The organism is Aquabacterium sp. (assembly GCF_044226965.1).
Taxonomy (GTDB): Bacteria; Pseudomonadota; Gammaproteobacteria; order Burkholderiales; family Burkholderiaceae_C; genus Pseudaquabacterium.
The window spans coordinates 46,895-69,854 of record NZ_JBGAGA010000006.1 but is presented as its reverse complement, the minus strand read 5'-3'; the positions used below and the strand labels follow the sequence as shown (position 1 = coordinate 69,854).

Annotated in this window: 28 protein-coding genes; 11 read left to right on the top strand and 17 right to left on the bottom strand. The window is 69.5% G+C overall.

The genetic code is table 11. The features are described 5' to 3' along the window. Positions 1-9 precede the first annotated feature (9 nt). The 6 genes from ACILR4_RS04465 to rpsP all read right to left on the bottom strand — a co-directional run bounded on the left by ACILR4_RS04465 (position 10) and on the right by rpsP (position 3,948). A complete protein-coding gene (locus ACILR4_RS04465; protein ID WP_395699627.1) occupies positions 10-996 on the bottom strand; it encodes a CobD/CbiB family protein in 987 nt (328 codons plus the stop codon). A 46-nt stretch (positions 997-1,042) separates the two neighbouring features. After that, positions 1,043-1,756 (bottom strand): CoA pyrophosphatase, encoded by a 714-nt coding sequence (locus ACILR4_RS04460; RefSeq protein ID WP_395699626.1) that lies wholly within the window; start codon positions 1,754-1,756, stop codon positions 1,043-1,045. Between the two features lie 73 nt (positions 1,757-1,829). Next, entirely contained in the window at positions 1,830-2,183 is a 354-nt protein-coding gene (gene rplS / locus ACILR4_RS04455) for a 50S ribosomal protein L19 (protein WP_395699625.1), read from the bottom strand. 84 nt (positions 2,184-2,267) lie between these two features. Next, a complete protein-coding gene (gene trmD / locus ACILR4_RS04450) occupies positions 2,268-3,023 on the bottom strand; it encodes a tRNA (guanosine(37)-N1)-methyltransferase TrmD (RefSeq protein ID WP_395699624.1) in 756 nt (251 codons plus the stop codon). 14 nt (positions 3,024-3,037) lie between these two features. Then, positions 3,038-3,631, bottom strand: coding sequence for a ribosome maturation factor RimM (gene rimM / locus ACILR4_RS04445; protein WP_395699684.1), 594 nt, complete (start codon positions 3,629-3,631; stop codon positions 3,038-3,040). Positions 3,632-3,684: 53 nt separating this feature from the next. Further along, positions 3,685-3,948 (bottom strand): 30S ribosomal protein S16, encoded by a 264-nt coding sequence (gene rpsP, locus ACILR4_RS04440; protein ID WP_395699623.1) that lies wholly within the window; start codon positions 3,946-3,948, stop codon positions 3,685-3,687. A gap of 220 nt (positions 3,949-4,168) precedes the next feature. On the opposite strand from rpsP, the gene ACILR4_RS04435 reads away from it, so the two are divergent. Continuing rightward, positions 4,169-4,708, top strand: a complete 540-nt coding sequence (locus tag ACILR4_RS04435) for a GNAT family N-acetyltransferase (RefSeq protein ID WP_395699622.1) — start codon at positions 4,169-4,171, stop codon at positions 4,706-4,708. Then, positions 4,708-5,133 (top strand): NINE protein, encoded by a 426-nt coding sequence (locus ACILR4_RS04430; protein ID WP_395699621.1) that lies wholly within the window; start codon positions 4,708-4,710, stop codon positions 5,131-5,133. The genes ACILR4_RS04435 and ACILR4_RS04430 overlap by 1 nt, the downstream gene beginning before the upstream one ends. A gap of 11 nt (positions 5,134-5,144) precedes the next feature. On the opposite strand, the gene ACILR4_RS04425 is transcribed toward ACILR4_RS04430, so the two are convergent. The 9 genes from ACILR4_RS04425 to murJ form a co-directional block, all read right to left on the bottom strand. Beyond that, complete coding sequence (locus ACILR4_RS04425) at positions 5,145-6,155, bottom strand: anion permease (RefSeq protein WP_395699620.1); 1,011 nt, start codon at positions 6,153-6,155, stop codon at positions 5,145-5,147. A 29-nt stretch (positions 6,156-6,184) separates the two neighbouring features. Continuing rightward, a complete protein-coding gene (locus ACILR4_RS04420) occupies positions 6,185-6,832 on the bottom strand; it encodes a DUF47 domain-containing protein (protein WP_395699619.1) in 648 nt (215 codons plus the stop codon). A 104-nt stretch (positions 6,833-6,936) separates the two neighbouring features. Beyond that, on the bottom strand, positions 6,937-7,419 hold the full coding sequence (folK, locus tag ACILR4_RS04415; RefSeq protein WP_395699618.1) for a 2-amino-4-hydroxy-6-hydroxymethyldihydropteridine diphosphokinase: 483 nt from the start codon (positions 7,417-7,419) through the stop codon (positions 6,937-6,939). Further along, positions 7,416-9,053, bottom strand: a complete 1,638-nt coding sequence (pcnB, locus tag ACILR4_RS04410; protein WP_395699617.1) for a polynucleotide adenylyltransferase PcnB — start codon at positions 9,051-9,053, stop codon at positions 7,416-7,418. Before pcnB ends, folK begins: the two co-directional genes overlap by 4 nt. A 7-nt stretch (positions 9,054-9,060) precedes the next feature. Further along, positions 9,061-9,729, bottom strand: coding sequence for an HAD family hydrolase (locus ACILR4_RS04405; RefSeq protein WP_395699616.1), 669 nt, complete (start codon positions 9,727-9,729; stop codon positions 9,061-9,063). Further along, entirely contained in the window at positions 9,726-10,406 is a 681-nt protein-coding gene (gene hda / locus ACILR4_RS04400; RefSeq protein ID WP_395699615.1) for a DnaA regulatory inactivator Hda, read from the bottom strand. The genes ACILR4_RS04405 and hda overlap by 4 nt, the downstream gene beginning before the upstream one ends. Then, positions 10,403-11,464 (bottom strand): AI-2E family transporter, encoded by a 1,062-nt coding sequence (locus ACILR4_RS04395; RefSeq protein ID WP_395699614.1) that lies wholly within the window; start codon positions 11,462-11,464, stop codon positions 10,403-10,405. Before ACILR4_RS04395 ends, hda begins: the two co-directional genes overlap by 4 nt. Before the next feature lie 112 nt (positions 11,465-11,576). Then, positions 11,577-12,443 (bottom strand): SirB1 family protein, encoded by an 867-nt coding sequence (locus ACILR4_RS04390; RefSeq protein ID WP_395699613.1) that lies wholly within the window; start codon positions 12,441-12,443, stop codon positions 11,577-11,579. A 10-nt stretch (positions 12,444-12,453) separates the two neighbouring features. Beyond that, positions 12,454-14,019, bottom strand: coding sequence for a murein biosynthesis integral membrane protein MurJ (murJ, locus tag ACILR4_RS04385; protein ID WP_395699612.1), 1,566 nt, complete (start codon positions 14,017-14,019; stop codon positions 12,454-12,456). Between the two features lie 116 nt (positions 14,020-14,135). Here murJ and rpsT point away from each other — a divergent pair, with 116 nt between their 5' ends. Beyond that, positions 14,136-14,450, top strand: coding sequence for a 30S ribosomal protein S20 (gene rpsT, locus ACILR4_RS04380; protein WP_395699683.1), 315 nt, complete (start codon positions 14,136-14,138; stop codon positions 14,448-14,450). Positions 14,451-14,523: 73 nt separating this feature from the next. On the opposite strand, the gene ACILR4_RS04375 is transcribed toward rpsT, so the two are convergent. After that, positions 14,524-14,856, bottom strand: a complete 333-nt coding sequence (locus ACILR4_RS04375) for a DUF3579 domain-containing protein (protein ID WP_395699611.1) — start codon at positions 14,854-14,856, stop codon at positions 14,524-14,526. 179 nt (positions 14,857-15,035) lie between these two features. Here ACILR4_RS04375 and ACILR4_RS04370 point away from each other — a divergent pair, with 179 nt between their 5' ends. The 4 genes from ACILR4_RS04370 to ACILR4_RS04355 are packed head-to-tail and all read left to right on the top strand — an operon-like array spanning position 15,036 to position 19,402. Then, positions 15,036-16,223, top strand: coding sequence for an aspartate aminotransferase family protein (locus ACILR4_RS04370; RefSeq protein WP_395699610.1), 1,188 nt, complete (start codon positions 15,036-15,038; stop codon positions 16,221-16,223). Further along, entirely contained in the window at positions 16,220-17,155 is a 936-nt protein-coding gene (gene argF, locus ACILR4_RS04365) for an ornithine carbamoyltransferase (RefSeq protein ID WP_395699609.1), read from the top strand. The genes ACILR4_RS04370 and argF overlap by 4 nt, the downstream gene beginning before the upstream one ends. 14 nt (positions 17,156-17,169) lie before the next feature. After that, entirely contained in the window at positions 17,170-17,913 is a 744-nt protein-coding gene (locus tag ACILR4_RS04360) for a metallophosphoesterase family protein (RefSeq protein WP_395699608.1), read from the top strand. Beyond that, positions 17,903-19,402, top strand: a complete 1,500-nt coding sequence (locus tag ACILR4_RS04355) for a serine/threonine protein kinase (protein ID WP_395699607.1) — start codon at positions 17,903-17,905, stop codon at positions 19,400-19,402. The genes ACILR4_RS04360 and ACILR4_RS04355 overlap by 11 nt, the downstream gene beginning before the upstream one ends. On the opposite strand, the gene ACILR4_RS04350 is transcribed toward ACILR4_RS04355, so the two are convergent. Beyond that, on the bottom strand, positions 19,353-19,787 hold the full coding sequence (locus ACILR4_RS04350) for a DUF3052 domain-containing protein (protein WP_395699606.1): 435 nt from the start codon (positions 19,785-19,787) through the stop codon (positions 19,353-19,355). The two genes, ACILR4_RS04355 and ACILR4_RS04350, sit on opposite strands and share 50 nt — an antisense overlap. 2 nt (positions 19,788-19,789) lie before the next feature. On the opposite strand from ACILR4_RS04350, the gene ACILR4_RS04345 reads away from it, so the two are divergent. From ACILR4_RS04345 to kynA, 4 genes are all read left to right on the top strand, one after another. Further along, positions 19,790-20,131 (top strand): YkgJ family cysteine cluster protein, encoded by a 342-nt coding sequence (locus ACILR4_RS04345; RefSeq protein WP_395699605.1) that lies wholly within the window; start codon positions 19,790-19,792, stop codon positions 20,129-20,131. 71 nt (positions 20,132-20,202) lie between these two features. Continuing rightward, positions 20,203-20,829, top strand: a complete 627-nt coding sequence (kynB, locus tag ACILR4_RS04340) for an arylformamidase (protein ID WP_395699604.1) — start codon at positions 20,203-20,205, stop codon at positions 20,827-20,829. A 14-nt stretch (positions 20,830-20,843) separates the two neighbouring features. Then, entirely contained in the window at positions 20,844-22,121 is a 1,278-nt protein-coding gene (gene kynU / locus ACILR4_RS04335; protein ID WP_395699603.1) for a kynureninase, read from the top strand. Beyond that, the gene (gene kynA / locus ACILR4_RS04330) at positions 22,118-22,957 is read left to right on the top strand and encodes a tryptophan 2,3-dioxygenase (RefSeq protein WP_395699602.1); all 840 of its coding nucleotides are present in this window, start codon (positions 22,118-22,120) and stop codon (positions 22,955-22,957) included. Before kynU ends, kynA begins: the two co-directional genes overlap by 4 nt. The last annotated feature ends 3 nt before the right edge of the window (positions 22,958-22,960 follow it).

Below are 22,960 nucleotides of genomic sequence, written 5' to 3'. Positions count from 1 at the left end.
GGTGCGCCGTCAACCGACCAGGTTCGCCAGGGTCAGCAGCGCGACGAGCAGCATCCACAGGATCACCGAGCGCCACACCAGGCCGACCACGCTGCGCAGATGCCCCATCTGCGGCGGCAGCCCACCGGTCGAGCCGGCCGCATCGGGGGTCTCGGTCGGACCGGCCTCGAAGGTGCGCGAGCGGTCGGGCGTGACGCCCGGCGCGGCATCGCCGCCCAGCTGCACGCCCACGGCGCCCGCAGCGGCCGCGAGGATGACGCCCTCGTTGGCATGCTTCCACAACGCCGCATCGCGACGCCAGCTGTTGATGGCCTCCTCGAAGTTGCCGACCACCGCGAAGCCGAAGGCGGTGAGCCGCGCCGGGACATGGTCGATCAACGCGAACATGGTCTGCGACACGCGCATCAGCCGGTCATTGGCCGGCGCGCCCAACGCCTTGCTCGGAAAGGTCCAGTAGCGGCTGGCGAACTCCGCCATGCGGTAGAGCACCGCACCCACCGGGCCCAGGCCCAGCGTCGACAGCAGCACGAACCAGAAGAACACGCCGAACACATGGCGGTGCGCGGCCAGCAGCGCGTGCTCGATGACATGGCGCATCAGCTCGGTGCGCGGCAGCTCGCTGGCGTCCAGGTGCCGCCATTCGGCAAGCAGGCGACGCGCCTCGATCTCGTCGCCGCGATCCAGCGCGTCGCGGATGTCGGTGAAATAGTGGCTGAACTGGCGGAAGCCCAGCGTCAGGTAGAGCACCAGCACGTTGAACACCAGCGCCAGCACGACGCTGTAGTAGTGGATGGCGAAGTACAGCGCCGAGATCAGCAGCCCCGGCGCCAGCACCGACACGCACCACACGACCCAGGCGTGATGGGCGCGGCCCGCATCGAAGTTGCGTCCGGTCCAGCTGACCCAGGTCACCAGCCCATGGTGGACCCAGTTGTCGCGCGGCAGCGGCTTCAGCTGCTCGATGATCAGCGCAAACAGGACGGCGAAGAAACTCATCGCCGCGCATCATACCGACGGGTTCTGCCGCGCCCGGCAGCGCGCGTCAGGCCGCGAGAAAGCGGTAGAAGTTGCGCAGCATCGCCGCGGTGGCGCCCCAGATGAAGTAGTCGCGCGGACGACCGTCGGCCGCGGTGCCGGTCCAGGGCATCGACAGGAACTGGCGCGTCTGGCCGCCAAACTCCATGCGGTGGCGGCGGTGGTGCGCCGGCGTCATCAGGAAGCTCAGCGGCACCTCGAAGGCTTCGGCCACCTCGAAGCTGTCGAGCGCGAGCGTGAAGTCCGGGCGCACCAGCGCGACGACCGGCGTCACGATGTAGCTGGTGACGGTGTTGTAGTGCGGCAGCGTGCCAATCACGTCGACATGCGCGCGGGCCAGGCCCACCTCTTCCTCGGTCTCGCGCAGCGCGGTGGCCACCGCGTCGGCATCGTCGTCTTCGGCGCGGCCGCCGGGAAAGCTGATCTGGCCGGCATGGTCGCGCAGGTGGTCGGTGCGGCGCGTCAGCAGCACGCGCAGGCCGTCATCGCGCATCACCAGCGGTACCAGCACCGAGGCATGGCTGGGTTCGCGCTCGAGCTGGAAGCGCGGGCCATCGCCGGTGGTCTCGGGCGTCCAGGTCGGCGGCGCAGCGAAGCGCTGGCGCAGCGCCTCGGGCGTCAGCGCCGCGGGCCGCACCGGCGGCAGATGGTCGTCGCTGCCGACGACGGGGATGCTCCAGGGATCGGTGATGCGCGGCGGTGCCGGCGGCAAGGTGGCCATGTCAAAGGATAGCGCTAAGCAAAAAGGGCCGCCTCGCGGCAGCCCTTCCCGGTGTGCAGCACAGCCGCCTGCTTCAGGACAGCTTTTCCTTGATCCGGGCCGACTTGCCCGAACGCTCGCGCAGGTAGTACAGCTTGGCACGGCGCACGTCGCCACGACGCTTGACGTCGATCGAGGCGATCAGCGGGCTGTAGAGCTGGAAGGTGCGCTCGACGCCTTCGCCGCTGGAAATCTTGCGGACGATGAAGCTGCTGTTCAGGCCGCGGTTGCGCTTGGCGATCACCACGCCTTCGTAGGCCTGCACGCGCTTGCGGTTGCCTTCGACGACGTTGACATTGACGATCACGGTGTCGCCAGGGGCGAAGGCCGGGATGGTCTTGTTCAGGCGAGCGATCTCTTCCTGTTCGAGGGTGCGGATCAGATCCACTGGGTTCTCCTGGAGCGATCGTGCCGGCGCTGATCGGGGGTTGACGTGAAGTCGGTGCCCGGCAGAGGATCGAAAAGCCTTCAATTATAGGCCAAGTCGGGCAAGTGTCTGCTCGTCCTGCGCAGTCAGCTGTCCCGCCTCGCGCGCCGCGGCCATCAGGTCGGGTCGGCGCCGGGCGGTCAGTGCCAGCATCTGCTCGCGTCGCCAGCGGTTGATCTCGGCATGGTGGCCCGACAGCAGCACCGCCGGCACGGGCAGCGGTCCCTCGGGGGTCTGCAGCACCTCGGGCCGGCTGTAGTGCGGGCAATCGAGCAGACCGGCCGAGAAGCTGTCCTGCTCGTGGGACGGGGCGTTGAGCACGCCGGGCTGCAAGCGCGCCACGGCATCCAGCAGGGCCAGGGCCGGCAACTCGCCGCCCGAGAGCACGAAGTCGCCGAGGCTCACTTCCTGCGTGACATGGCGGTCGATGAAGCGCTGGTCGATGCCCTCGTAGCGCCCGCACAGCAGCACCGCGCCGGGCCCGGCCGCGAACTGCCGCACCAGCGCCTGCGTCAAGGGCTGGCCGGTGGGCGTGAAGTGCACCACGGGCACCGGCGCAGCGTCGCCGCGGGCGGCCCGCACCGCCGCGAGCGCCCGCTCGAGCGGCTCGACCAGCATCACCATGCCCGGCCCTCCACCATAGGGCCGGTCGTCAACACGGCGGTAGGCATCGAGCGCGTGGTCGCGCAGCGGCCACAGCCGGACCTCGACCTGCCCACTTTCGAACGCCCGGCGCGTGATGCCGTGCGACAGGTGCGGGCCGAACAACTCGGGGAACAGCGTGATGACGTCGAAGCGCATGGCCGCGCCCGGGATCAGTAGTCCGGGCCCCAGTCGACCGTGATGCGTCGCTCGGCCAGGTTCACGTCGTCGATGTAGGCGGCGACGAAGGGGATCAGGCGCTCACTCTCGTCGAGCGACGCACCGGCCACCGCCTCCGGCCGGCGCACGCGCAGCACGCTGTGCGCGCCCGTATCGAGCAGGTCGGTCACCGTGCCGAGCAGCGCGCCTTCGCGATTGACCACCGCGAGGCCGATCAGGTCGATCCAGTAGTACTCGCCGTCACCGGCCGTGGGAAAGCTGGAGCGCGCGACGAACAGGCGCGCGCCCTTCATCGCTTCGGCGGCGGTGCGGTCAGGCAGTTCCTGCGCAGTGGCGACGACGCCATCGCCATGCTCCTTGGCCTGGGTGATGCGCAGCAGCGGCGGCAGCGGCACCGGCTTCGGGCCGGCAACCTCGGGCGGGCGCACAAACCAGCGGCGCGAGGAGAACAAGGCCTTGGGGTCGGTGGAAAAGGGCTGGACGCGAATCCAGCCCTTGATGCCCCAGGCGCCGAGGATCCGGCCGACCTCGACAGCGTCGTCGGGGAAGGCGGGCTCATCGGACAACCCTGCAGCGGAAGGCGCCATCACGCGCGAAAGCCGTCAGCAGGGCGCGAGCGCAAGGCAGCGCTGGCGGGTCTTCAGGCCGCGGGGGCGACCTGGGCCTTGGCGGCTTCGGCCACCAGGCGCTTGACGGTGGGCGACAGCTGGGCGCCGACACCCTTCCAGTGCGTGACGCGGTCCAGCGCCACGCGCAGCGGCTGCTCGCCGCCGGCGGCCATCGGGTTGTAGAAACCCACGCGCTCGATGAAGCGACCGTCGCGACGCTCGCGCGAGTCAGCCACCACGATGTTGTAGAACGGGCGCTTCTTGGCGCCGCCGCGAGCCAGTCGAATGACGACCATGTTGATCTTCCGAAATGTCTGAGGCGACAGACCAGCCAAGGAGACACGCGAGGCCGAGCCATCGGTTGTGCTGCCACCGGCCCATCGATTGCCGAGTGCCGGAAGCCAGCGCCGCTTCGGCACCGTAGATACGCCGGTGTTCCCACCGACCAGCGCCGAAACCAAGCATTATAAACTGCAAGCGATCCGATGCCTGCCAGTGCAGGCGTGAAAGCCTCCCGTGAGCAAGCTGCTGATCCGCCCCAGCGCCGCGACCGACCTGCCCGCCATCACCGCCATCTATGCCGACGCCGTGCTGCACGGCACCGGCACCTTCGAACTCGAAGCGCCGGATGCTGCCGAAATGGCGCGCCGCCGTGACGACATTCTCGCCAAGGGCCTGCCCTGGCTGGTGGCCGAGCGTGGCCAGCAGGTGCTGGGCTATGCCTATGCCAACCATTTCCGTCCGCGCCGCGCCTACCGCTTCTGCCTGGAGGATTCGATCTACCTGCGCCCTGACGCACGCGGCCTGGGCCTGGGGCGCCTGCTGCTGGCCGAACTGGTCGCGCGTTGTGAAGCGCTGGGCGCTCGGCAGATGCTGGCGGTGATCGGCGACTCGGCCAACGCGGGCTCGATCGGCCTGCATGCCGCGCTGGGCTTCGAGCACACCGGCCTGCTGAAGTCGGCGGGCTGGAAGTTCGAGCGCTGGCTCGACGTGGTGCTGATGCAGCGGGGCCTCGGTGCCGGCGACAGCCTCGCGGCCGCGAACGGAGTTGCCTGATGCGCGCCAAATCCAAGGCCCTGGCCACCTGGCTCGCGCTGCTCGGGGGCAGCGTCGGCGCACACCGTTTCTACCTGCATGGCCGGCGCGATGTGTGGGCCTGGCTGCACCCCTGGCCCACGCTGGCCGGCCTGGTCGGGGTGCTGCGCATGCGTGCGCTGGGGCAGGACGATCACCTGGCCTGGCTGCTGATCCCGATCCTCGGCCTGATGCTGAGCCAGGCGATGCTCGCGGCCATCGTGATCGGTCTCACGCCGGATGAACGCTGGAAGGCACGCTTTGCTTCCGATCAGCCGGGGGGCTGGCCGGCGGTCATCGGCGTTGTCGCGGCGCTGATGGTCGGTGGCGCGGTGCTGATGGGCACGCTGGCCTTCAGCGGCCAGAAGTACTTCGAGTGGCAGGCCGAGCAGGCGGACCAGCACTGACGCCGCCGGGCTCAGAACAACTGCAGGCTGGCCCAGTAGGCCACGGCGGCGACGAAGGCCGACGCCGGGATCGTGAAGATCCAGGCCCAGATGATGTTGCCGGCCACACCCCAGCGAACGGCCGAGGGATGCCGCACCGAGCCGACACCGACGATGGCACCGGTGATCGTGTGCGTGGTGGACACCGGGACCCCCATGGCGGTGGCGATGAACAGCGTCATCGCACCACCGGTCTCGGCGCAGAAACCACCCACCGGCTTCAGCTTGGTGATCTTCTGGCCCATGGTCTTGACGATGCGCCAGCCGCCGAACATGGTGCCCAGGCCGATCGCCAGGTAGCAGGCCCAGATCACCCAGGCCGGCGGCAGCTTGTCGCCAGTGGCGACGTTGCCGGTGGCGATCAGCAGCATCCAGATGATGCCGATGGTCTTCTGCGCGTCGTTGCCGCCGTGCCCGAGCGAATAGGCACCGGCCGACAGCAGCTGCAGTCGGCGGAACCAGCGGTCCACCCGCAACGGCGGCGTGCGGCGGAAGACCCAGGCCACCAGCACCATCATCAGGCCGCCGAGCAGGAAACCCAGCAGCGGCGAGACGAAGATGAAGGCCACCGTCTTCGCGATGCCGGCCCCGACCAGCTTGTTGGCGCCGGCCTTCGCGATCACCGCGCCGACGATGCCGCCAATCAGCGCATGCGAGCTCGACGACGGAATGCCGTACCACCAGGTGATGACGTTCCAGCTGATGGCGCCCAGCAGCGCGCCGAACACCACGTGCTGGTCGACCACACCCGGTTCGACGATGCCCTTGCCGACAGTGGCGGCCACGTTCAGGTGGAACACCATGATCGCGACGACGTTGAACGCCGCCGCGAACAGCACCGCCTGCTGCGGCTTGAGCACACCGGTGGAGACGACGGTGGCGATCGAGTTCGCCGCGTCGTGAAACCCGTTCATGAAATCGAACGCGACCGCCAGCACGACCAGCAGTGCGACGACCCAGAAGCTGACCTGGATGGCATCCATGCGTGGAGACCCGCGGCGTACGCCGCTGTTCAGGAGTTCTCGAGGACGATGCCCTCGATGATGTTGGCCACGTCCTCGCAGCGGTCGGAGATCGACTCGAGGTGCTCGTACACCGCCTTGAGCTTGATCAGCTCGCGCACCTCGATGTTGTCGCGGAACAGCTTGCTCATCGCCGAGCGCATCACGCGGTCGGCGTCGGATTCGAGCCGGTCGATCTCCTCACAGGTCTTCAGCGCGGCCTCGGCCACGCTGGGCTGGCTGAGCTTGGGCAGCAGGCCGACCGCATGCTGCACACGCTCGCAGCACTTGGCCGATATCTCGCCCAGGCGCAGCACGTCTTCGCTGACGGTCTGCAGGTCGTACAGCGACATCACTTCGGACGAGTCCTGCAACAGGTCGAGGATGTCGTCCATCGCGTTGATCAGGCCATGGATCTGCTCGCGGTCGATCGGCGTGATGAAGGTCTTGTGCAGCAGCCGGTTCACCTCGGCCGTGATGCGGTCGGCCTGCTTCTCGGCACTGTCGACGTCGGCCGCGTACTTCGTGCGCAAGGACGGGTCGTTGTAGTACTGCACCATCGCCATGAAGGCGCGCGCGCCCTCGGCAATGTGCTTGCCGTGGTCGTTGAAGAGCTCGAAGAAGTTGCCTTCGCGCGGCAGCAGCTTGCCGAACAGCATGGGGGGATCTCCAGGGGGGTCCGGCCGCGTTCGGGCCGCCGATGTCATTGAACCGTCACCGGCTCGTCACGTCGGGATTGTAGGCGGGCCGCCCGCGTCGGGCCTCAGGTCAGGCGCTCGATCGTCTGCCCGGCGGTGGCCGGCAGGTGCTCGGCCAGCAGGCCCAGCCCGGGCGCGCGCTGCGCCGGCGCCAGTTCGAGCAAGGGTCTCAGCACGAACGCCCGCAGGTGCAGGCGCGGGTGCGGCAGGGTCAGCGTCGGGGTGTGCAGCACCGTGTCGCCGTGCAGCAGCAGGTCCAGGTCCAGCGTCCGGGGGGCATGGTGGTAGGGCCGCTCGCGACCGAACTCGGCCTCCAGCGACTGCAGCGCCGCCAGCAACGCATGGGGCGGCAGCGGGCTCTCCAGTTCGGCCACCGCGTTGATGAACGCCGGGCCCTGGGCATCGACCGGCGCACTGCGGTACAGGCTCGAAGCGCGCAGCAACCCCAGCGGCCGCAGGCGCTCGATCGCCGCACGCACGGTGGCGCGCGCATCACCCAGGTTGGCGCCGATGCCCACGTAAGCGCGTGGGCGTGGCGCAGCGATCATGGTGCCGCGCCGCCCTCGCCGCCGCCCTCGGCCGCAGCGCCACCCGCTCCGCCGCCCGAGCGCCGCCGGCGGCGACGGCGCTTGCGCGCGGGCGCCTCGGCGCCGGTGGGCGGGCCGGTGTCGTCCGCCTCGCCGGACTCCGCGGCTTCGTCGTCGGTTTCCTGCGCTGCCGGCGCACCGGCGGCCGGTGCCGGTGCCGCGGCACGCGCCGGCACGCGCCGCGGCGCCGGCCGTGCGGCTTCCCGCGCAGCGGCCAGCAGGGCGTCGCGCTCGTCGTCATCGCCGAGCGAGAAGTCCTCCCACCATTCGGCCAGTTCGGTGGGCGCCTCGCCCACGTCGGCGCGCAGCCGCAGGAAGTCGAAGCCGGCGCGGAAGCGGGGCTGCTCGATCAGCGAGAACGCGGTGTTGGCCTGGCGGCGCTCGAAGCGCGGCTGCATCATCCAGATCTCGCGCATGTCCGCGCCCAGCTTGCCGCGGCCGGAGATGTCGCCGATGCGGGCGTCGAACACCGCGTCGATGGCCTGCTGCAGCGCCGGGATCACATGCTCGCCATCGGCCTTGCGCTGCTGCCAGCCGGCCAGCACGTCGTGCCACAGCAGGCAGGCCAGCAGGAAGCTCGGTGCGACGGACTTGCCCTCGTTGACGCGCCGGTCGGTGTCGGCCAGCGCCTGGCGCACGAAGGCCTGCTGCTGCGGCGTGGCGCGCACGTCGTCGTACACGGCGTCGAGGATCGGGAACACGCCGCGGTGCAGGCCCTGCGCCTTCAGGGTCTCGATGCTGGCCAGCGCATGGCCGGTCTGCAGCAGCTTGATCATCTCGTCGAACAGCCGCGACACCGGCACGTTGGCCAGCAGGGGCGCCAGTTCCTGGATCGGTGCGCCGGTCTTCGCCTCGAAGCCGAAGCCCAGCTTGGCCGCGAAACGCACCGCGCGGACGATGCGCACCGGGTCTTCGCGGTAGCGCGTGACGGGGTCGCCGATCAACCGCAGCACGCGCTGCTTCACGTCACCGATACCGCCGTGGTAGTCGACCACGATCTGCGTCTCCGGGTCGTAGTACATCGCGTTGATGGTGAAGTCGCGCCGTGCCGCGTCTTCGATCTGCGGACCCCAGACGTTGTCGCGCAGCACGCGCCCGCTGGCATCCACCGCATGGGCCTGACCGGCGAGTTCGGCCTTCGAGGTCTTCTCGTTGCCCTCGATCTGCGTGGCTTCGCTGGCGTCGAGGTAGGCGCGGAAGGTCGAGACCTCGATCACCTCGTGGTCGCGGCCGCGGCCGAAGATCACGTGCACCAGCCGGAAGCGCCGGCCGATGATGAAGGCGCGGCGGAACAGGGACTTCACCTGCTCGGGCGTGGCATTCGTCGCCACGTCGAAGTCCTTGGGCCGGCGGCCCACCAGCAGGTCGCGCACCGCCCCGCCGACGACGTAGGCCTCGTAGCCGGCCTCCTTCAGCGCATGCACCACCTTCACCGCACGCTCGTCCACCAGCGAGGGGTCGATGCCGTGCTCGCTGGCAGGCACTTCGACGCGGTGGCCCAGCGGGATGCGCGGCGCGGTCGGCGCGGCGGCTTCGGCCGCTGCAGCGGGTTTGGCGGGCTTGCCCAGCAGCTTGTCGATCAGTCGTTTGATCATGGAGTGGTCATGCAAAGAGCTTCAGGATGCGCCAGCCGCGTTCGGCCGCGATGGTGGCCAGGGCCGGGCCGGGGTTGGTGGCCACCGGCTCGCTGGCACGTTCGAGCAGCGGCAGGTCGTTCGTGGAATCGCTGTAGAAAACGGTGTGGGTGAATGCCTCCCAGCGCCGGCCCTGTGCAGCCAGCCACTGGTCGACACGGGCGATCTTGCCTTCGCGGAAGGAAGGCACCCCGTCGATGCGGCCGGTGACACGGCCGGCGGCATCGCGCTCGAGCCGCACCGCGATCAGGTCCGCCACGCCGAAGGCATCGGCAATCGGCCGCGTGATGAACTCGTTGGTGGCGGTGACGATTGCCACGATGTCGCCCGCGGCCTGGTGCGCCCGCACGAGGTCGAGCGCCGCCGGCTTGATCTGCGGCGCCATCACCTCGGCCATGAAGCGCTGCATCGCCAGCCGCTGCTCGTCCGCCGCGCGCTCGCGCCAGGGCGCCGTCGCGAAATCGATGTAGGCGTGGATGTCCAGGCAGCCGGCCTGGTAGTGCTTGTAGAACTCGTTGTTGCGGCGGTGGAACTCGTCGCCATCGACCCATCCCAGCGCGATCAGGAATTCGGAGAAGCCATGGTCGGAATCGCCTTCGATCAGCGTGCCGTCCAGGTCGAACAGGGCGAGCCTCATGCGCCGGCCTCCAGGCCCTCTTCGTTGAGCATCTTCTTCAGCAGCGGCACCGTCACGTAGCGGTGCTCGGAGAGGGCGTATTCGCCCAGCTGGTCCAGCAGTCTCATCAGGAACTTCAGGTCGCGCTCGAAGCGCGTCATCAGGTAGTCGATCACATCGTCGGTGAGCAGGATGCCGCGGCGGTCGGCCTCGCGCCGCAGCGCAGCACGGGTTTCGCCCTCGCTCAGCGGCCGCAGCGCGAACACATGGCCCCAGCCCAGGCGGGTGCGCAGGTCGTCGCGCAGCGGCAGGTCCACCGGCGGCAGACGGCCCGCGGCGGCCCACTGCACGCCATGGCTGCCGGCTTCGACGAACAGCGCGAAGGTCGCCTGCTGCCGTTGCGGATCCAGCGCCTCGCAGCGGTCCACCACCACCAGGCTCCAGCTTTCGTCCAGCGTCCAGGGCAAGGCATCGTCGGCGTCGAACCAGCCCATGCGCTCGCCTTCGGCTTGGCGCTGCGCGGCCAGCGCCTGCAGCAGCCGTGTCTTGCCGGTGCCGCTGGGCCCCCACAGGTACACCGGTGCCGCGGGCAGCGCGAGCGTGCGCAGGTGCTGCACCGCTTCAGCGTTAGGTCCGACCAGCAGCGAGTCGAAACCGACCGCTGGGGGCGGCGTGATGGCCAGCGGGATCTGCTTCATCCCTGGTACAACCGGCTGGCCAGGTAGCTGGCCCGCGCACGGCGCAGCGCCACCACCGCCACGGCACTGACCGGCAGCGCGACCAGCACGCCGACGAAGCCGAACAGCTGGCCGAAGGCCAGCAACGCGAAGATCACCGCCAGCGGGCTCAGGCCGATGCGCTCGCCCACCAGCCGCGGGGTCAGCACGAAGCCTTCCAGCAGCTGGCCGATGCCATAGACCACCGCGACGACGATCACCCCCTTCACGCTGGCGAACTGCAGCAGCGCGGCCAGCAGCGCCAGCAGCAGGCCCAGGCCGAACCCGACGTAGGGAATCGCCACCGCCAGGCCGGTGAACACGCCCACCGGCAAGGCCAGGTCGAAGCCAGCGAGGGCCAGACCGGCGGCGTAATACACCGCCAGCACGGCCATCACCACCAGCTGCCCGCGCAGGTACTGGCCGAGCATGCTGTCGCACTCGTCGAGAAAGCCCTGCGAGCTGGCGCGCAGGCGCGGCGGCACCAGTTCGTGCAGCTGGTGCATCAGCCTGGGCCAGTCCATCAGCAGGTAGAACAGCACCGCCGGCACCAGCAGCGCATTGCCCAGCACGGAGAGCAGCACGCTGCCGCCGATGCGCGCCGAACTGAGCGCCGCGCCCAGCCAGTCTTCCATGTTGGCATCGAGCAGCTTGGACAGCCATTGCTTGAGGCTGGCGAAATCCAGGCTGATCTGGATGCCGTACTGCTGCAACCAGGGCGCCGCCGCCTGGTCCAGCTTGTCCAGCAGCGGCGGGATCTGCGCCTTCAGCAGCGGCACTTCCTTCACCAGCACCGGCACCAGCAGCAACAGCAGGGCCAGCATCAGCAGCAGGGCCAGCACCTCGACCAGCACCACCGCTGCCACGCGCGGCACACGGTGGGCGGCCAGACGCTCGACCAGCGGGTGCAGCACATAGGCCAGCACCGCGGCGATCACGAAGGGTGTCAGCACCGGCGCGAGCAGCCACAGCAACAGGCACGCGGCCAGGCCGAGACCAAGCCAGGTCAGCGTCTGTCGTTGGGCGGGCGTCAGCGTCATCGTCTGCGTAGGTGCACGGCCGGGGCCGGCGACGGATGGGCCGGGTTGGCGGCCTGTGCGATCACGCGCCGGCGGGGCCCGCGCGTGCCATTTCGCATTCTAGGAGTAGCGCTCAGTGCAGCCGCGGCGCGCCAAACCGGCGCAGCTCGCGGACCCGTTCGCGCAGGCCGCTGGCGTCGGCCGCGTCGGGCCGCTGCGCCAGGTAGTCTTCGAGGTCGTGCACCGCCTCGTCGCAGCGGCCGAGCTCCGCCCAGGCCAGGCCACGGTCGCGCACTTCCTCGGCGGCATCGGGCCGCAGCAGCACCAGTCGCTGCTGCACCGCCAGCAGCCGCGGCCAGTCACCCCCGCTGCGGTGGATCTCCTTCAGGTTGCGCAGCAGGCGCGAGAGCACCTCGCGCGGCTCGGCGGCCTGCAGGTACAGGCCCAGCGGTGTCTCGTCCTCGCCGCCCAGGCCGTGGCGCCGGCGGTAAGGCTGCAGCCGCTCGTCCAGCTCTTCGCGCGAGAGCGAGCGCCCACTGAAAGGGTCGAGCACCACCTCGCCCTGCGGCATGCGCAGCTTGACCAGGAAGTGACCGGGAAAGGACACACCGCGCGCCGTCAGGCCCAGTTGCGAGGCCAGCTCGATGTGCAGCAGCGCCAGCGTGATCGGGATGCCGCGCCGCGTGGCCAGCACCTCGTGCAGGTAGCTGTTGCGCCGGTCGTAGTAGTTGTTGACGTTGCCCGAGAAGCCGAGCTCCTCGAAGAAGTAGCGGTTCAGCGCGCGCAGCCTTTGCATCGCCGAGGCGTCGGCGGGCAGCCGCCGCTTGAGCCTTTCGGCCAGCGCGTCGATCTCGTCGAGCACGGCCTGAATGTCGAGTTGGGGATGGTCGTCCTGGGCCACGGTGATCGCGGCTTCGAGCAGCGCGAAGTGGTCGTCATCGGCGACCAGCGCCGCAAAGTACGCCAGCGGGCTGGGTGCCTGCTCGGGCAGGTATCTCATGGCCCGCAGTCTAGACCTGACGGCGGAAGGCCTGGCGCAGGTTCATCCCGCTGAGGGCCAGCGTGCCGAAGTAGACCAGCACGGCCGCGGTGATCACCAGCGCCAGCAGTCCGGCGCGCCGGGCCTCGTGGGCGCCCAGGGCCAACCAGTCGAAGCCGCTGGCGGCCCAGGCCAGGCCGGCGCCCATCACCGCACAGGCCAGCAGCGCCCGCACCATCAGCAAGGGCCAGCCCGGCGCCGGCCGCCAGTGCTCGAGCCGCTTGAGCCCCCACAGCAACCAGCCGGCATTGACGATGGCCGCCAGCGAGAGCGACAGCGTCAGCGCGCTGACGCCCAGCCAGGGCACCAGCACCAGGTTCAGCGCCTGGGTCAGCAGCATCACGCCGATCCCCACATACATCGGCGTCTTCATGTCCTGCTTCGCGTAGTAGCCCGGCGCGACGACCTTCACGCCCACCAGGCCGATCAGCCCGGCGCCATAGCCCATCGTCGCCGCGGCGGCCAGCTGCGCGGCATGCGCGGTGAACGCGCCACGGTGGAACAGCGTCGCGACGATCGGCAGCGCGAAGGTCAGCAGCCCCGCCGCACAGGGCAGCCCCAGCAGCAGCACCATGCGCAGGCCCCAGTCCAGCAGGCCGGAATAGCGCTCCCAGTCCTCGCGCGCCTGCGCGGCCGAAAGCTGCGGCGTCAGCACCATGCCCAGCGCCACGCCCAGCATCGCGATCGGCAGCTCCATCAGGCGGTCGGCGTACTGCAGCGTGGACACCGCGCCGGCGCCCAGGTGCGAGGCGATCTGCGAGTTGATCATCAGCGACAGCTGCGCCACCGAGACGCCGATCACCGCCGGGCCCATCTTCGCCAGGATCTCGCCCACCCCCGGATGCGCCCAGGCTGCCCGCAGCCGCGACCACGTCAGGCCGATGCGCGGCAGCGCGACGATGCGCAACAGCGCCGGCACCTGGATGCCCAGCTGCAGCACACCGCCCAGCATCACGCCCACCGCCATCGAGAACACCGGCTCGATGCCGTGGCGGCGGAAGATCGGCGTCAGCAGCCAGGCCGCGGCCACCGTCGAGACATTCAGCAGCACCGGCGTGAAGGCGGGAATCGCGAAGCGGCGCCAGGTGTTCAGCACGGCCGAGGACAAGGCCACCAGCGACATGCAGCCGATGTACGGGAACATCCAGCGCGTCATGCGGACGGTGGCTTCGGTGGTCGGCGCGTCGAAGCCCGAGGCCAGCAGCCACACCAGCACCGGCGCGCTGACGATGCCCAGCGTGCACACCGCCACCATCGTCCACAGCATCACGGTGGCCACCGCATCGACGAGCGCATGGGTCACGTCGTCGCCATGCCGGGCCCGCGTGGCGGCCAGCAGCGGCACGAAGGCCTGTGAGAATGCCCCCTCCGCAAACAACCGGCGCAGCAGGTTCGGAATGCGGAAGGCGATCCAGAACGCGTCCATCATCGCCGAGGCGCCGAACAGCGCGGCGCCCACCTGGTCTCGCAGCAGGCCTGTGATGCGCGACAGCATGGTCAGCGCGGAAATCGAGAAGGCGGCCTTGAAGAGGTTCATCGTCGGGGCGCGGGATTATAGGGAGCGCCTTGCGCCCGCCGACGCCGCTGCTTGGCGCCTGCCGCCCGAAAGGCTATACTCGCGGTCTTTGCCAATTTCCGGAACCTCCTACAGCAATGGCAACCGCATCCAAAGCCAAGAAGAAGACCGTTCGCCTGGCGTCGGGCCGCAAGCGCGCCCGCCAGGACGTGAAGCTCAACGCTCACAACACGGGTCTGCGTTCGCATTTCCGCACGGTCATCAAGAACGTGCAAAAGGCCCTGGACAAGGCCGCGACCGGTGGCGACAAGGCCAAGCCGGCCGAGCTGTTCAAGACCGCCCAATCGGTGATCGACTCTGTCGCCGACAAGGGCATCTTCCACAAGAACAAGGCCGCTCGTCACAAGAGCCGCCTGGCTGCCAAGATCAAGGCGCTGGCCACCTCGGCCTGATCAGCAGTTTCCGGATTGGCAAACGAAAGGCCCGCTTAGGCGGGCCTTTTTCGTTGGCGCGGCAGCGCAGGACCTAGTCGGCCTTGCCGCCCGGCTCGGGCAGCCAGCAGGCCTCGACCACCTGCAGTTCGTTGTCGCGGGCGAAGTTCATCACGAAGTCCCAGGCCATCGGCTCGACACCGCGCAGCGCCTCGTTGACGATCACGCACTTCACCCCCTCGATCACCCGCGGCACGCAGTACGGCGAGTAGCCGATGTGCGCGCCGATCCCGACCTTCACCACGCCACCCGGGCGGAAGCTCGACAGCGCACCCGCCAGCCGTTCGGCCCAGTCGCTGGGACGGAACGTCTTGCCGCTGAGCGTGATGCCTTGGATGAAGAATTCGCGTGGCTTTTCGACAGACATGCGGCCACAGGGGGGAGCGAGAGCAAACCGCGATTGTGCCTCCGAAGTGCTGCGCTGCAGCATGCAAGGTGCCACGGCAAGCAGCCCTTTAGAATCGTTTCCCCAGCAGGCCGGTGCTTTGCCCAGGGGCAAACCGCCGGCCTTGCCTCTTTCCAGCCCCTCATTTCCGGAGCATTTCGATGACCTCGCACGTGATGAACACCTACGGCCGGCTGCCCTTCGCGCTGTCGCACGGCCGAGGCTGCCGCGTCTGGGACACCGAGGGCCGCGAATACCTCGACGCACTGGCCGGCATCGCCGTCAACACCCTGGGCCATGCGCACCCGAAGCTGGTGCCGGCGCTGCAGGAGCAGGTGGGCAAGCTGATCCACTGCTCGAACTACTACCAGATGCCGCTGCAGGAAACGCTGGCGGCCAGGCTGTGCGAACTGTCGGGCCTGTCGGCCGCGTTCTTCTGCAACTCAGGCCTCGAAGCGAATGAAGCCGCGCTGAAGATCGCGCGCAAGTTCGGCCACGACAAGGGCATCGACCGGCCCGAGATCATCGTCTACGACAAGGCCTTCCACGGCCGCTCGATCGCCACGCTGTCGGCCACCGGCAACCCGAAGGTGCAGAAGGGCTTCGAGCCGCTCGTCGAAGGCTTCGTGCGCCTGCCGCTGAACGACATCAACCAGGTGCGCGAGGTCGCGCGCAGCAACAAGAACATCGTCGCGGTCTTCCTCGAAACCATCCAGGGCGAAGGCGGCATCAACCCGACACGCATCGACGTGCTGCGCGAGCTGCGCGCGGTGTGCGACGAGCACGACTGGCTGCTGATGCTCGACGAGGTGCAGTGCGGCATCGGCCGCACCGGCAAGTGGTTCGCGCACCAGTGGGCCGGCATCCAGCCCGACGTGATGCCGCTGGCCAAGGGCCTGGGCTCGGGCGTGCCGATCGGCGCGGTCGTCGCCGGCCCGCGCGCGAAGGACGTGCTGGGCCCCGGCAACCACGGCACCACCTTCGGCGGCAATCCGCTGGCCATGCGCGCCGGCATCGAGACCCTGCGCATCATGGAAGAAGACGGCCTGCTGGCCAACGCCGCGGCGATGGGCGAGCGCATCCGCGCCGGCATTGCCGAAGGGCTGAAGGGCGTGCCCGGCTTCGTCGAGATCCGCGGCCAGGGCCTGATGCTCGGCGTGCAGCTCGACCGCCCCTGCAACGAGTTGCTGGGCCGCGCCGCCAAGGAGGCGAGCCTGCTGATCAGCGTCACCGCCGACAGCGTGATCCGCCTGCTGCCCGCGCTGATCCTCTCGGCCGACGAGGCCGACCAGATTGTCAGCCGCCTGGTGCCCCTGGTGCGGAACTTCCTCGCCAGCCCGCAAGCATGAAGCCCGGCTACAGCCTGATGAAGCACTACCTGCAGTTCAAGGACCTGCGTACCGAGGAGTACGCCTACCTCTTCGAGCGCACCGCCACGATCAAGTCGCGCTTCAAGAATTACGAGAAATACCAGCCGCTGGTCGACCGCACGCTGGCGATGATCTTCGAGAAGGCCTCGACGCGCACCCGTGTCAGCTTCGAGGCCGGCATGTACCAGATGGGCGGCTCGGTGGTGCACCTCACCAGCGGCGACAGCCAGATCGGCCGCGCCGAGCCGGTGGAAGACTCCGCGCGCGTGATCAGCCGCATGGTCGACATCGTGATGATCCGCACCTTCGAGCAGGCGCGTATCGAGCGCTTCGCCGCGCATTCGCGCGTGCCGGTGATCAACGGCCTGACCAACGAGTTCCACCCCTGCCAGATCCTGGCCGACATCTTCACCTTCATCGAGCACCGCGGCTCGATCGCCGGCAAGGTGGTGGCCTGGGTCGGCGACGGCAACAACATGGCCAACACCTGGGTGCAGGCGGCCGACATCCTGGGCTTCACGCTGCACGTCAGCACGCCCGGCGGCTACGAGATCGATCCGGCCGTGCTGGCCGGCATCTCGAACCCCGGCTGCCTGAAGATCTTCAAGAGCCCGTTCGCCGCCTGCGAGCATGCGCACCTGGTGACCACCGACGTCTGGACCAGCATGGGCTACGAGGCCGAGAACGCCGAGCGCGTCAAAGCCTTCGCCGACTGGTGCGTGGACGTGCAGATGATGTCGCTGGCCCGCAAGGACGCGCTGTTCATGCACTGCCTGCCTGCGCACCGCGGCGAGGAGGTCGCCGCCGAGGTGATCGACGGCCCCCAGTCGGTGGTCTGGGACGAGGCCGAGAACCGCCTGCATGTGCAGAAGGCCCTGATGGAATACCTGCTGCTCGGCCGCATCGGCTAGCGCGACACCAGGCCATGAAGACCGCCGTCCTCACCGACCTGCATGCGAACCGCGAGGCCACCGAGGCGGTGATCGCGCATGCGCGCGGCCAGCAGGCCGAATCGTGGGTGCTGCTCGGCGACTTCGTCGGCTACGGCGCCGATCCCGCCTGGGTGCTGGACACTGTGCGCGAGATGGTGAGCCAGGGCGCCTTGGCGGTGCAGGGCAACCACGACCTCGCGGTGGCCCAGGGCGCCTCGCCGCACATGCGACCCGAGCCGCGCTACGTGATCGACTGGACGCGCGGCCACCTGGACGCCGCGCAGATCGACTTCCTCGCCACCTTGCCGCTGAGCGCGCAGCGCGGCAACCAGCTCTTCGTGCATGCCAATGCCTGGGCGCCGCAGGGCTGGGAGTACATCACCGGCCGCATCGAGGCGATGCGCAGCCTGCATGCCACCGAGTGCCGCTACACCTTCTGCGGCCACATGCACGAACCCAAGCTCTACCACCTGTCGGGCACCGGCAAGTCGGGCGACTTCGTGCCCACGCCCGGCGTGCCGATCCCGGTGCCGGCGCACCGCCAGTGGCTGGTGATCCCCGGCTCGGTGGGCCAGCCGCGCGACGGCAACCCGGCCGCCTGCTACGCGATGTTCGACGACGAGGCCGCCACCGTCACCTACCACCGCGTGCCCTACGACCACGCGGCTGCCGCCGCCAAGATCCTGGCCGCCGAACTGCCGCAGCGCCTGGCCTTCCGGCTCGAAGATGGACAGTAAGCTGTACTCGCAGACGCTGGGCTACCAGCGCAGCGGCAGCGACCAGGCGCCCAGCCCGCTCGAGGTCGGCCAGGTCATCGACCGCTTCCGGCTCGAGGAGAAGCTGCACGTCGGCGGCATGGCGCACATCTGGCGCGTCAGCGAAGTCAACCATGCCGGCGATTCCCGGCTGCCGCTGATCATGAAGGTGCCGCGCATCAAGGGCGGTGAAGACCCGGCCACGATCGTCGGCTTCGAGGTCGAGCAGATGATCATGCCGATGCTCAGCGGCCCGCACGTGCCGAAGTTCATCGCCAAGGGCGACTTCACGCGCCAGCCCTACATCGTGATGGAGCAGATCCAGGGCAGCTCGCTGCGCCCGCGGCTCGACGAGGCGCCGCTGGCGCTGGACGAGGTGATCGAGATCGGCTCGCGCGTGGCCACCGCGCTGCACGACCTGCACCGCCAGCACCTGGTGCACCTGGACATCAAGCCCAGCAACATCATGTTCCGCACCGACGGCACCGCGGTGCTGGTGGACTTCGGCCTCTCGCGCCACGACCACCTGCCCGACCTGCTGGACGAGGAGTTCATGCTGCCGATGGGCACCGGCCCCTACATGTCGCCCGAGCAGGTGCAGTTCGTGCGCAACGACCCGCGCAGCGACCTGTTCGCGCTGGGCGTGATGCTCTACCACTTCGCCACCGGCGAGCGGCCCTTCGGCCAGCCCGAGAGCGTGCGCGGCCTGCGCCGCCGGCTGTGGGTGGAGCCGGTGCCGCCGCGCGCGCTGCGCGCCGATTGCCCGCCCTGGCTGCAGGAGGTGATCCTGAAGTGCCTGGAGGTCAAGCCCGAGCGCCGCTACCAGAGCGCGGCGCAGCTGGCGCTGGACCTGCAGAGCCCCTCGCAGGTGGCGCTGACGCGGCGTGCCGAGAAGCTGCAGCGCAGCAGCGCGATGAAGACCTTCAAGCGCTGGTTCTTCGCCCTCGGCGCCGAGCCCGGGCAGGAGCGCGCCAAGGCCAGCGATCAGCTCGACCGCAGCCCGATCATCCTGGCCGCGGTGGACGTCGACAGCGCCACCACCGAGCTGCTCGAACGCCTGCGCGAGACGGTGCGCCGCATCGTGCTCACCGAGCCCGGCGCACGGCTGGCCTGCGTCAGCGTGATGAAGACCGCGCGCTTAGGGCTGGACGAACTGGTCGACGAGCAGGGCCAGAGCCTGCACGTCAAGCAGCTGGTCAGCCTGAAGCACTGGGCGCGGCCGATCAGCAAGGCGCTGAACCTGGAGGAAGGCCGCCTCACCTTCCACGTGCTCGAGGCCTCCGATCCGGCCGCCGCCATCGTCGACTTCGCGCGCCGCAACCAGGCCGATCACATCGTGATGGGTGCGCGCGGCACCTCGGGCCTGCGCCGCTTCCTGGGCAGCGTCTCGTCGCAGGTGGTGGCCGAGTCGGATTGCAGCGTCACCGTCGTGCGGGCGCCGGGCGCTCCGACTTCCGAACCATCAGCTTGAGCCCGGACCAGGTGGCGTCCACCGCGCACACCTTCACGTCCACCCAGCCCAGCGGCAGCGCCAGTTCGCGGATCACGTCCTCGGTGATGTCGGTCGGCCGCTTCGAGGCTTTCTTCGGCCACGAGACCCACAGCACCACGTCGGGCGCCAGCGCTTCGCGCAGCTGCTTCAGCTGCAGCGCCAGTTGCGCGCGCTGCTCGGCGAACAGGTGCACCAGCGCCACGCTCGCATCGGCGCGCGCCACCCGCTGCAGCGGCTGCGGCGCATCGGGCACCAGCGTCGCGTAGTCCTGCGGCGCATTGATCACATGGATGCGCTGGCCCGCGGCCAGACCGAGCTTCTTCCACAATGGCGTGCCGGAATAGCCGGCCGTCGTCGTTGCCACGCATGCCCTCCTCTTCGATCAATCCCTGCACGACTTGCGGCGCCTGCTGCGCCAGCTTCCGCGTCGATTTTGCGCGCGACGAGCTGCAGAGCGAGGGCGGTTGCGTGCCCGATGGCCTGGCGGTCGACGTGAACGGCAGACTGTGCCGCCTGCGCGGCACCGACCACAGCCCGCCGCGCTGCGCCGCGCTGGTCGGCACCGTGGGCGTGCAGGCCGCTTGCGGCATCTACGAATGGCGCCCCGGCCCCTGCCGCGAGTTCGGCCTGCGCGCACCGCAGGGCCTGGGCGACGAGGCCTGTGCCCGGGCCCGCGCGCGCCACGGCCTGCCGCCGCTGCCGATGTGATCGCGGCCTCGGGCTGGCGCGCTGATATTCTTTAGTTGTCAACTAATTTCCCGGCGCCTATCATCGCGCCGATGAAGCGCTTGTGGGACATCTCGCCGCCCGTCGGACCCGGCTCGCCGGTGTTTCCGGGCGATGCCGAATTCCGGCTGCACTGGAGCTGGACGCTGGGGCCGGAGTGCCCGGTGAATGTCAGCACGCTGACGCTGTCGCCGCACACCGGCGCGCACGCCGACGCGCCGCTGCATTACGACGCCTCTGGCGCACCGATCGGTGCGCTCGCTCTCGCGCCCTACCTCGGCCCCTGCCGCGTGATCCACGCCATCGGCTGCGGCCCGCTGGTCGAGTGGCCGCACATCGCCCATGCCATCGATGCCACGCTGCCGCCGCGCGTGCTGGTGCGGACCTATGCGCGCGCACCGCAGGGCTGGGATCCGGCGCTGGCCGGCTATGCCGCTGAAACCGTGGAACGCCTGGCCGACCTCGGCGTGCAGCTGATCGGCATCGACACCGCCAGCATCGATCCGGCCGACAGCAAGCAGCTGCCCAGCCACCAGGTGATCCGCCGCCGCGACCTGCGCGTGCTCGAGAACCTCGTGCTCGACGAGGTGGCCGCCGGCGACTACGAACTGATCGCCCTGCCCTTGAAGCTGAGCACCGCCGACGCCTCGCCGGTGCGGGCCGTGCTGCGCCAACTCTGACCCCGAGGACTCCGATGACCCGAGACGATGCCCTGGCCCTCGATGCCGCCGATGCGCTGGCGCCGCTGCGCGCGCAATTCGAGATTCCGGATGGCCTGATCTACCTGGACGGCAACTCGCTCGGCGTGCTGCCGCGCGCCACCGCGGCGCGCGTGCAGCAGGTGGTGACCGCGGAATGGGGCCAGGGCCTGATCGGCAGCTGGAATGCCGCCGGCTGGATGCAACTGCCGCAACGCGTGGGCGACAAGATCGCGCGGCTGGTCGGCGCTGGCGCGGGCGAAGTGGTCGCCGCGGATTCGACCTCGGTCAATCTGTACAAGGTGCTCAGTGCCGCGCTGCGCATGCAGCGGGCCGAGGCGCCGCAACGCCGCGTGATCATTTCCGAGCGCAGCAATTTCCCGACCGACCTCTACATCGCCGAATCGCTGGCGCGTGAATTCGGCTGCACGCTGCGGCTCGTCAATGCGCCGGCCGACATTCCGGCGGCACTCGGCGCCGACACCGCGGTGCTGATGCTGACGCAGGTGAACTACCGCACCGGCCACCTGCACGACATGGCTTCGCTCAGCGCCGCGGCGCATGCGGCCGGCGCACTGGCGCTGTGGGACCTGGCGCATTCGGCCGGCGCGGTCGAGGTGCAGCTCGTCGCCGACGGGGCGGACTTCGCCGTCGGCTGCGGCTACAAGTTCCTCAACGGCGGCCCCGGCGCGCCGGCCTTCGCCTGGGTGCGCCCGCGCCTTGTCTCGCGCTTCGAGCAGCCGCTGTCGGGCTGGATCGGCCATGCCGCGCCCTTCGAGTTCACCCCGGGCTACCGCCCGGCCGCTGGCATCACGCGTTATCTGTGCGGCACCCCGTCGGTGATCGGCCTCGCGGCGCTGGAATGTGGCGTCGACACCGTGCTGGCGGCCGAGGCGCTGGGCGGCATGGCCGCGCTGCGGGCCAAGTCGCTGGCCCTGACCCGGCTGTTCATGCAGCTGGTCGAGACGCGCCTGGCCGGCCAGGGCTTCTCCCTCGCCTCGCCGCGCGACGATGCCCGCCGTGGCAGCCAGGTCTGCCTGGCGCGCGACAAAGGCGCTTACGCCATCGTGCAGGCGCTGATCGCCCGCGGCGTCGTCGGCGACTTCCGCGCCGGCGATGCCCGCGACGGCCTGCCCGACATCCTGCGCTTCGGCGTCACCCCGCTCTACACCCGCTTCGTCGACGTGTGGGACGCGGTGGAGCAGCTGCGCCTCGTGATGGCCAGCGCCGAATGGCAGCAGCCCCGTTTTCACCAACGCAGCGCCGTGACATGAACCCTTCCGAATCCCCCACCAGCCACCACGGCGCGAAGCTCGATTTCGCGCGCGACATGAGCTATGGCGACTACCTGCAGCTCGATGCGGTGCTGAACGCCCAGCGCCCGCTGTCGCCGGACCACAACGAGATGCTGTTCATCGTGCAGCACCAGACCAGCGAGCTGTGGATGAAGCTGATGCTGCACGAGCTGCGCGCGGCCATCGCGGCGATCGCCTCGGACGAACTGGCCCCGGCCTTCAAGATGCTGGCCCGCGTGTCGCGCATCATGGAGCAGCTGGTGCACGCCTGGGACGTGCTGGCGACGATGACGCCGCCCGAATACAGCGCGATCCGGCCCTACCTCGGGCATTCGTCGGGATTCCAGAGCTGGCAGTACCGCTGCATCGAATTCGGCCTCGGCAACAAGAAGGCCGCGATGCTCAAACCCCATTCGCACCGCCCCGAATTGCTGGCGCAGGTGGAAGCGGCCTGGCGCACGCCCTCGTTGTACGACGAGTCACTGCGCCTGCTCGCGCGGCGTGGCATCGCGGTGCCGGCCAGCCACCTCGAGCGCGACTGGACTCAGCCCTATGAAGCCAATGACGCGGTGGAACAGGCCTGGCTCAGCGTGTACCGCGCGCCGCAGCAGCACTGGGACCTGTACCAGCTGGGCGAAGAGCTCACCGACCTGGAAGACGCGTTTCGGCTCTGGCGCTTCCGCCACCTGACCACCGTGCAGCGCATCATCGGCGAGAAGCGCGGCACCGGCGGAACCAGCGGCGTCGGCTACCTGCGCCAGATGCTCGAGGTCGTTCTGTTCCCCGAGATCTGGCGCCTGCGCACGGACCTGTGACGA

Coding starts and splice junctions, on each gene's coding strand:
- ACILR4_RS04460 (WP_395699626.1), bottom strand. CDS start 1,756: ATGGCCACCTTGCCGCCGGCACCGCCGCGCATCACCGATCCCTGGAGC.
- trmD (WP_395699624.1), bottom strand. CDS start 3,023: ATGCGCTTCGACGTCATCACGCTGTTCCCCGAGTTGTTCGGCCCGCAC.
- ACILR4_RS04355 (WP_395699607.1), top strand. CDS start 17,903: ATGGACAGTAAGCTGTACTCGCAGACGCTGGGCTACCAGCGCAGCGGC.
- hda (WP_395699615.1), bottom strand. CDS start 10,406: ATGAAGCAGATCCCGCTGGCCATCACGCCGCCCCCAGCGGTCGGTTTC.
- ACILR4_RS04425 (WP_395699620.1), bottom strand. CDS start 6,155: ATGGATGCCATCCAGGTCAGCTTCTGGGTCGTCGCACTGCTGGTCGTG.
- ACILR4_RS04430 (WP_395699621.1), top strand. CDS start 4,708: ATGCGCGCCAAATCCAAGGCCCTGGCCACCTGGCTCGCGCTGCTCGGG.
- ACILR4_RS04405 (WP_395699616.1), bottom strand. CDS start 9,729: ATGAGGCTCGCCCTGTTCGACCTGGACGGCACGCTGATCGAAGGCGAT.
- ACILR4_RS04465 (WP_395699627.1), bottom strand. CDS start 996: ATGAGTTTCTTCGCCGTCCTGTTTGCGCTGATCATCGAGCAGCTGAAG.
- pcnB (WP_395699617.1), bottom strand. CDS start 9,053: ATGATCAAACGACTGATCGACAAGCTGCTGGGCAAGCCCGCCAAACCC.
- ACILR4_RS04360 (WP_395699608.1), top strand. CDS start 17,170: ATGAAGACCGCCGTCCTCACCGACCTGCATGCGAACCGCGAGGCCACC.
- ACILR4_RS04370 (WP_395699610.1), top strand. CDS start 15,036: ATGACCTCGCACGTGATGAACACCTACGGCCGGCTGCCCTTCGCGCTG.
- rpsP (WP_395699623.1), bottom strand. CDS start 3,948: ATGGTCGTCATTCGACTGGCTCGCGGCGGCGCCAAGAAGCGCCCGTTC.
- rpsT (WP_395699683.1), top strand. CDS start 14,136: ATGGCAACCGCATCCAAAGCCAAGAAGAAGACCGTTCGCCTGGCGTCG.
- ACILR4_RS04420 (WP_395699619.1), bottom strand. CDS start 6,832: ATGCTGTTCGGCAAGCTGCTGCCGCGCGAAGGCAACTTCTTCGAGCTC.
- ACILR4_RS04345 (WP_395699605.1), top strand. CDS start 19,790: ATGCCCTCCTCTTCGATCAATCCCTGCACGACTTGCGGCGCCTGCTGC.
- argF (WP_395699609.1), top strand. CDS start 16,220: ATGAAGCCCGGCTACAGCCTGATGAAGCACTACCTGCAGTTCAAGGAC.
- folK (WP_395699618.1), bottom strand. CDS start 7,419: ATGATCGCTGCGCCACGCCCACGCGCTTACGTGGGCATCGGCGCCAAC.
- ACILR4_RS04395 (WP_395699614.1), bottom strand. CDS start 11,464: ATGACGCTGACGCCCGCCCAACGACAGACGCTGACCTGGCTTGGTCTC.
- kynB (WP_395699604.1), top strand. CDS start 20,203: ATGAAGCGCTTGTGGGACATCTCGCCGCCCGTCGGACCCGGCTCGCCG.
- ACILR4_RS04375 (WP_395699611.1), bottom strand. CDS start 14,856: ATGTCTGTCGAAAAGCCACGCGAATTCTTCATCCAAGGCATCACGCTC.
- ACILR4_RS04390 (WP_395699613.1), bottom strand. CDS start 12,443: ATGAGATACCTGCCCGAGCAGGCACCCAGCCCGCTGGCGTACTTTGCG.
- kynU (WP_395699603.1), top strand. CDS start 20,844: ATGACCCGAGACGATGCCCTGGCCCTCGATGCCGCCGATGCGCTGGCG.
- kynA (WP_395699602.1), top strand. CDS start 22,118: ATGAACCCTTCCGAATCCCCCACCAGCCACCACGGCGCGAAGCTCGAT.
- murJ (WP_395699612.1), bottom strand. CDS start 14,019: ATGAACCTCTTCAAGGCCGCCTTCTCGATTTCCGCGCTGACCATGCTG.
- rimM (WP_395699684.1), bottom strand. CDS start 3,631: ATGGCGCCTTCCGCTGCAGGGTTGTCCGATGAGCCCGCCTTCCCCGAC.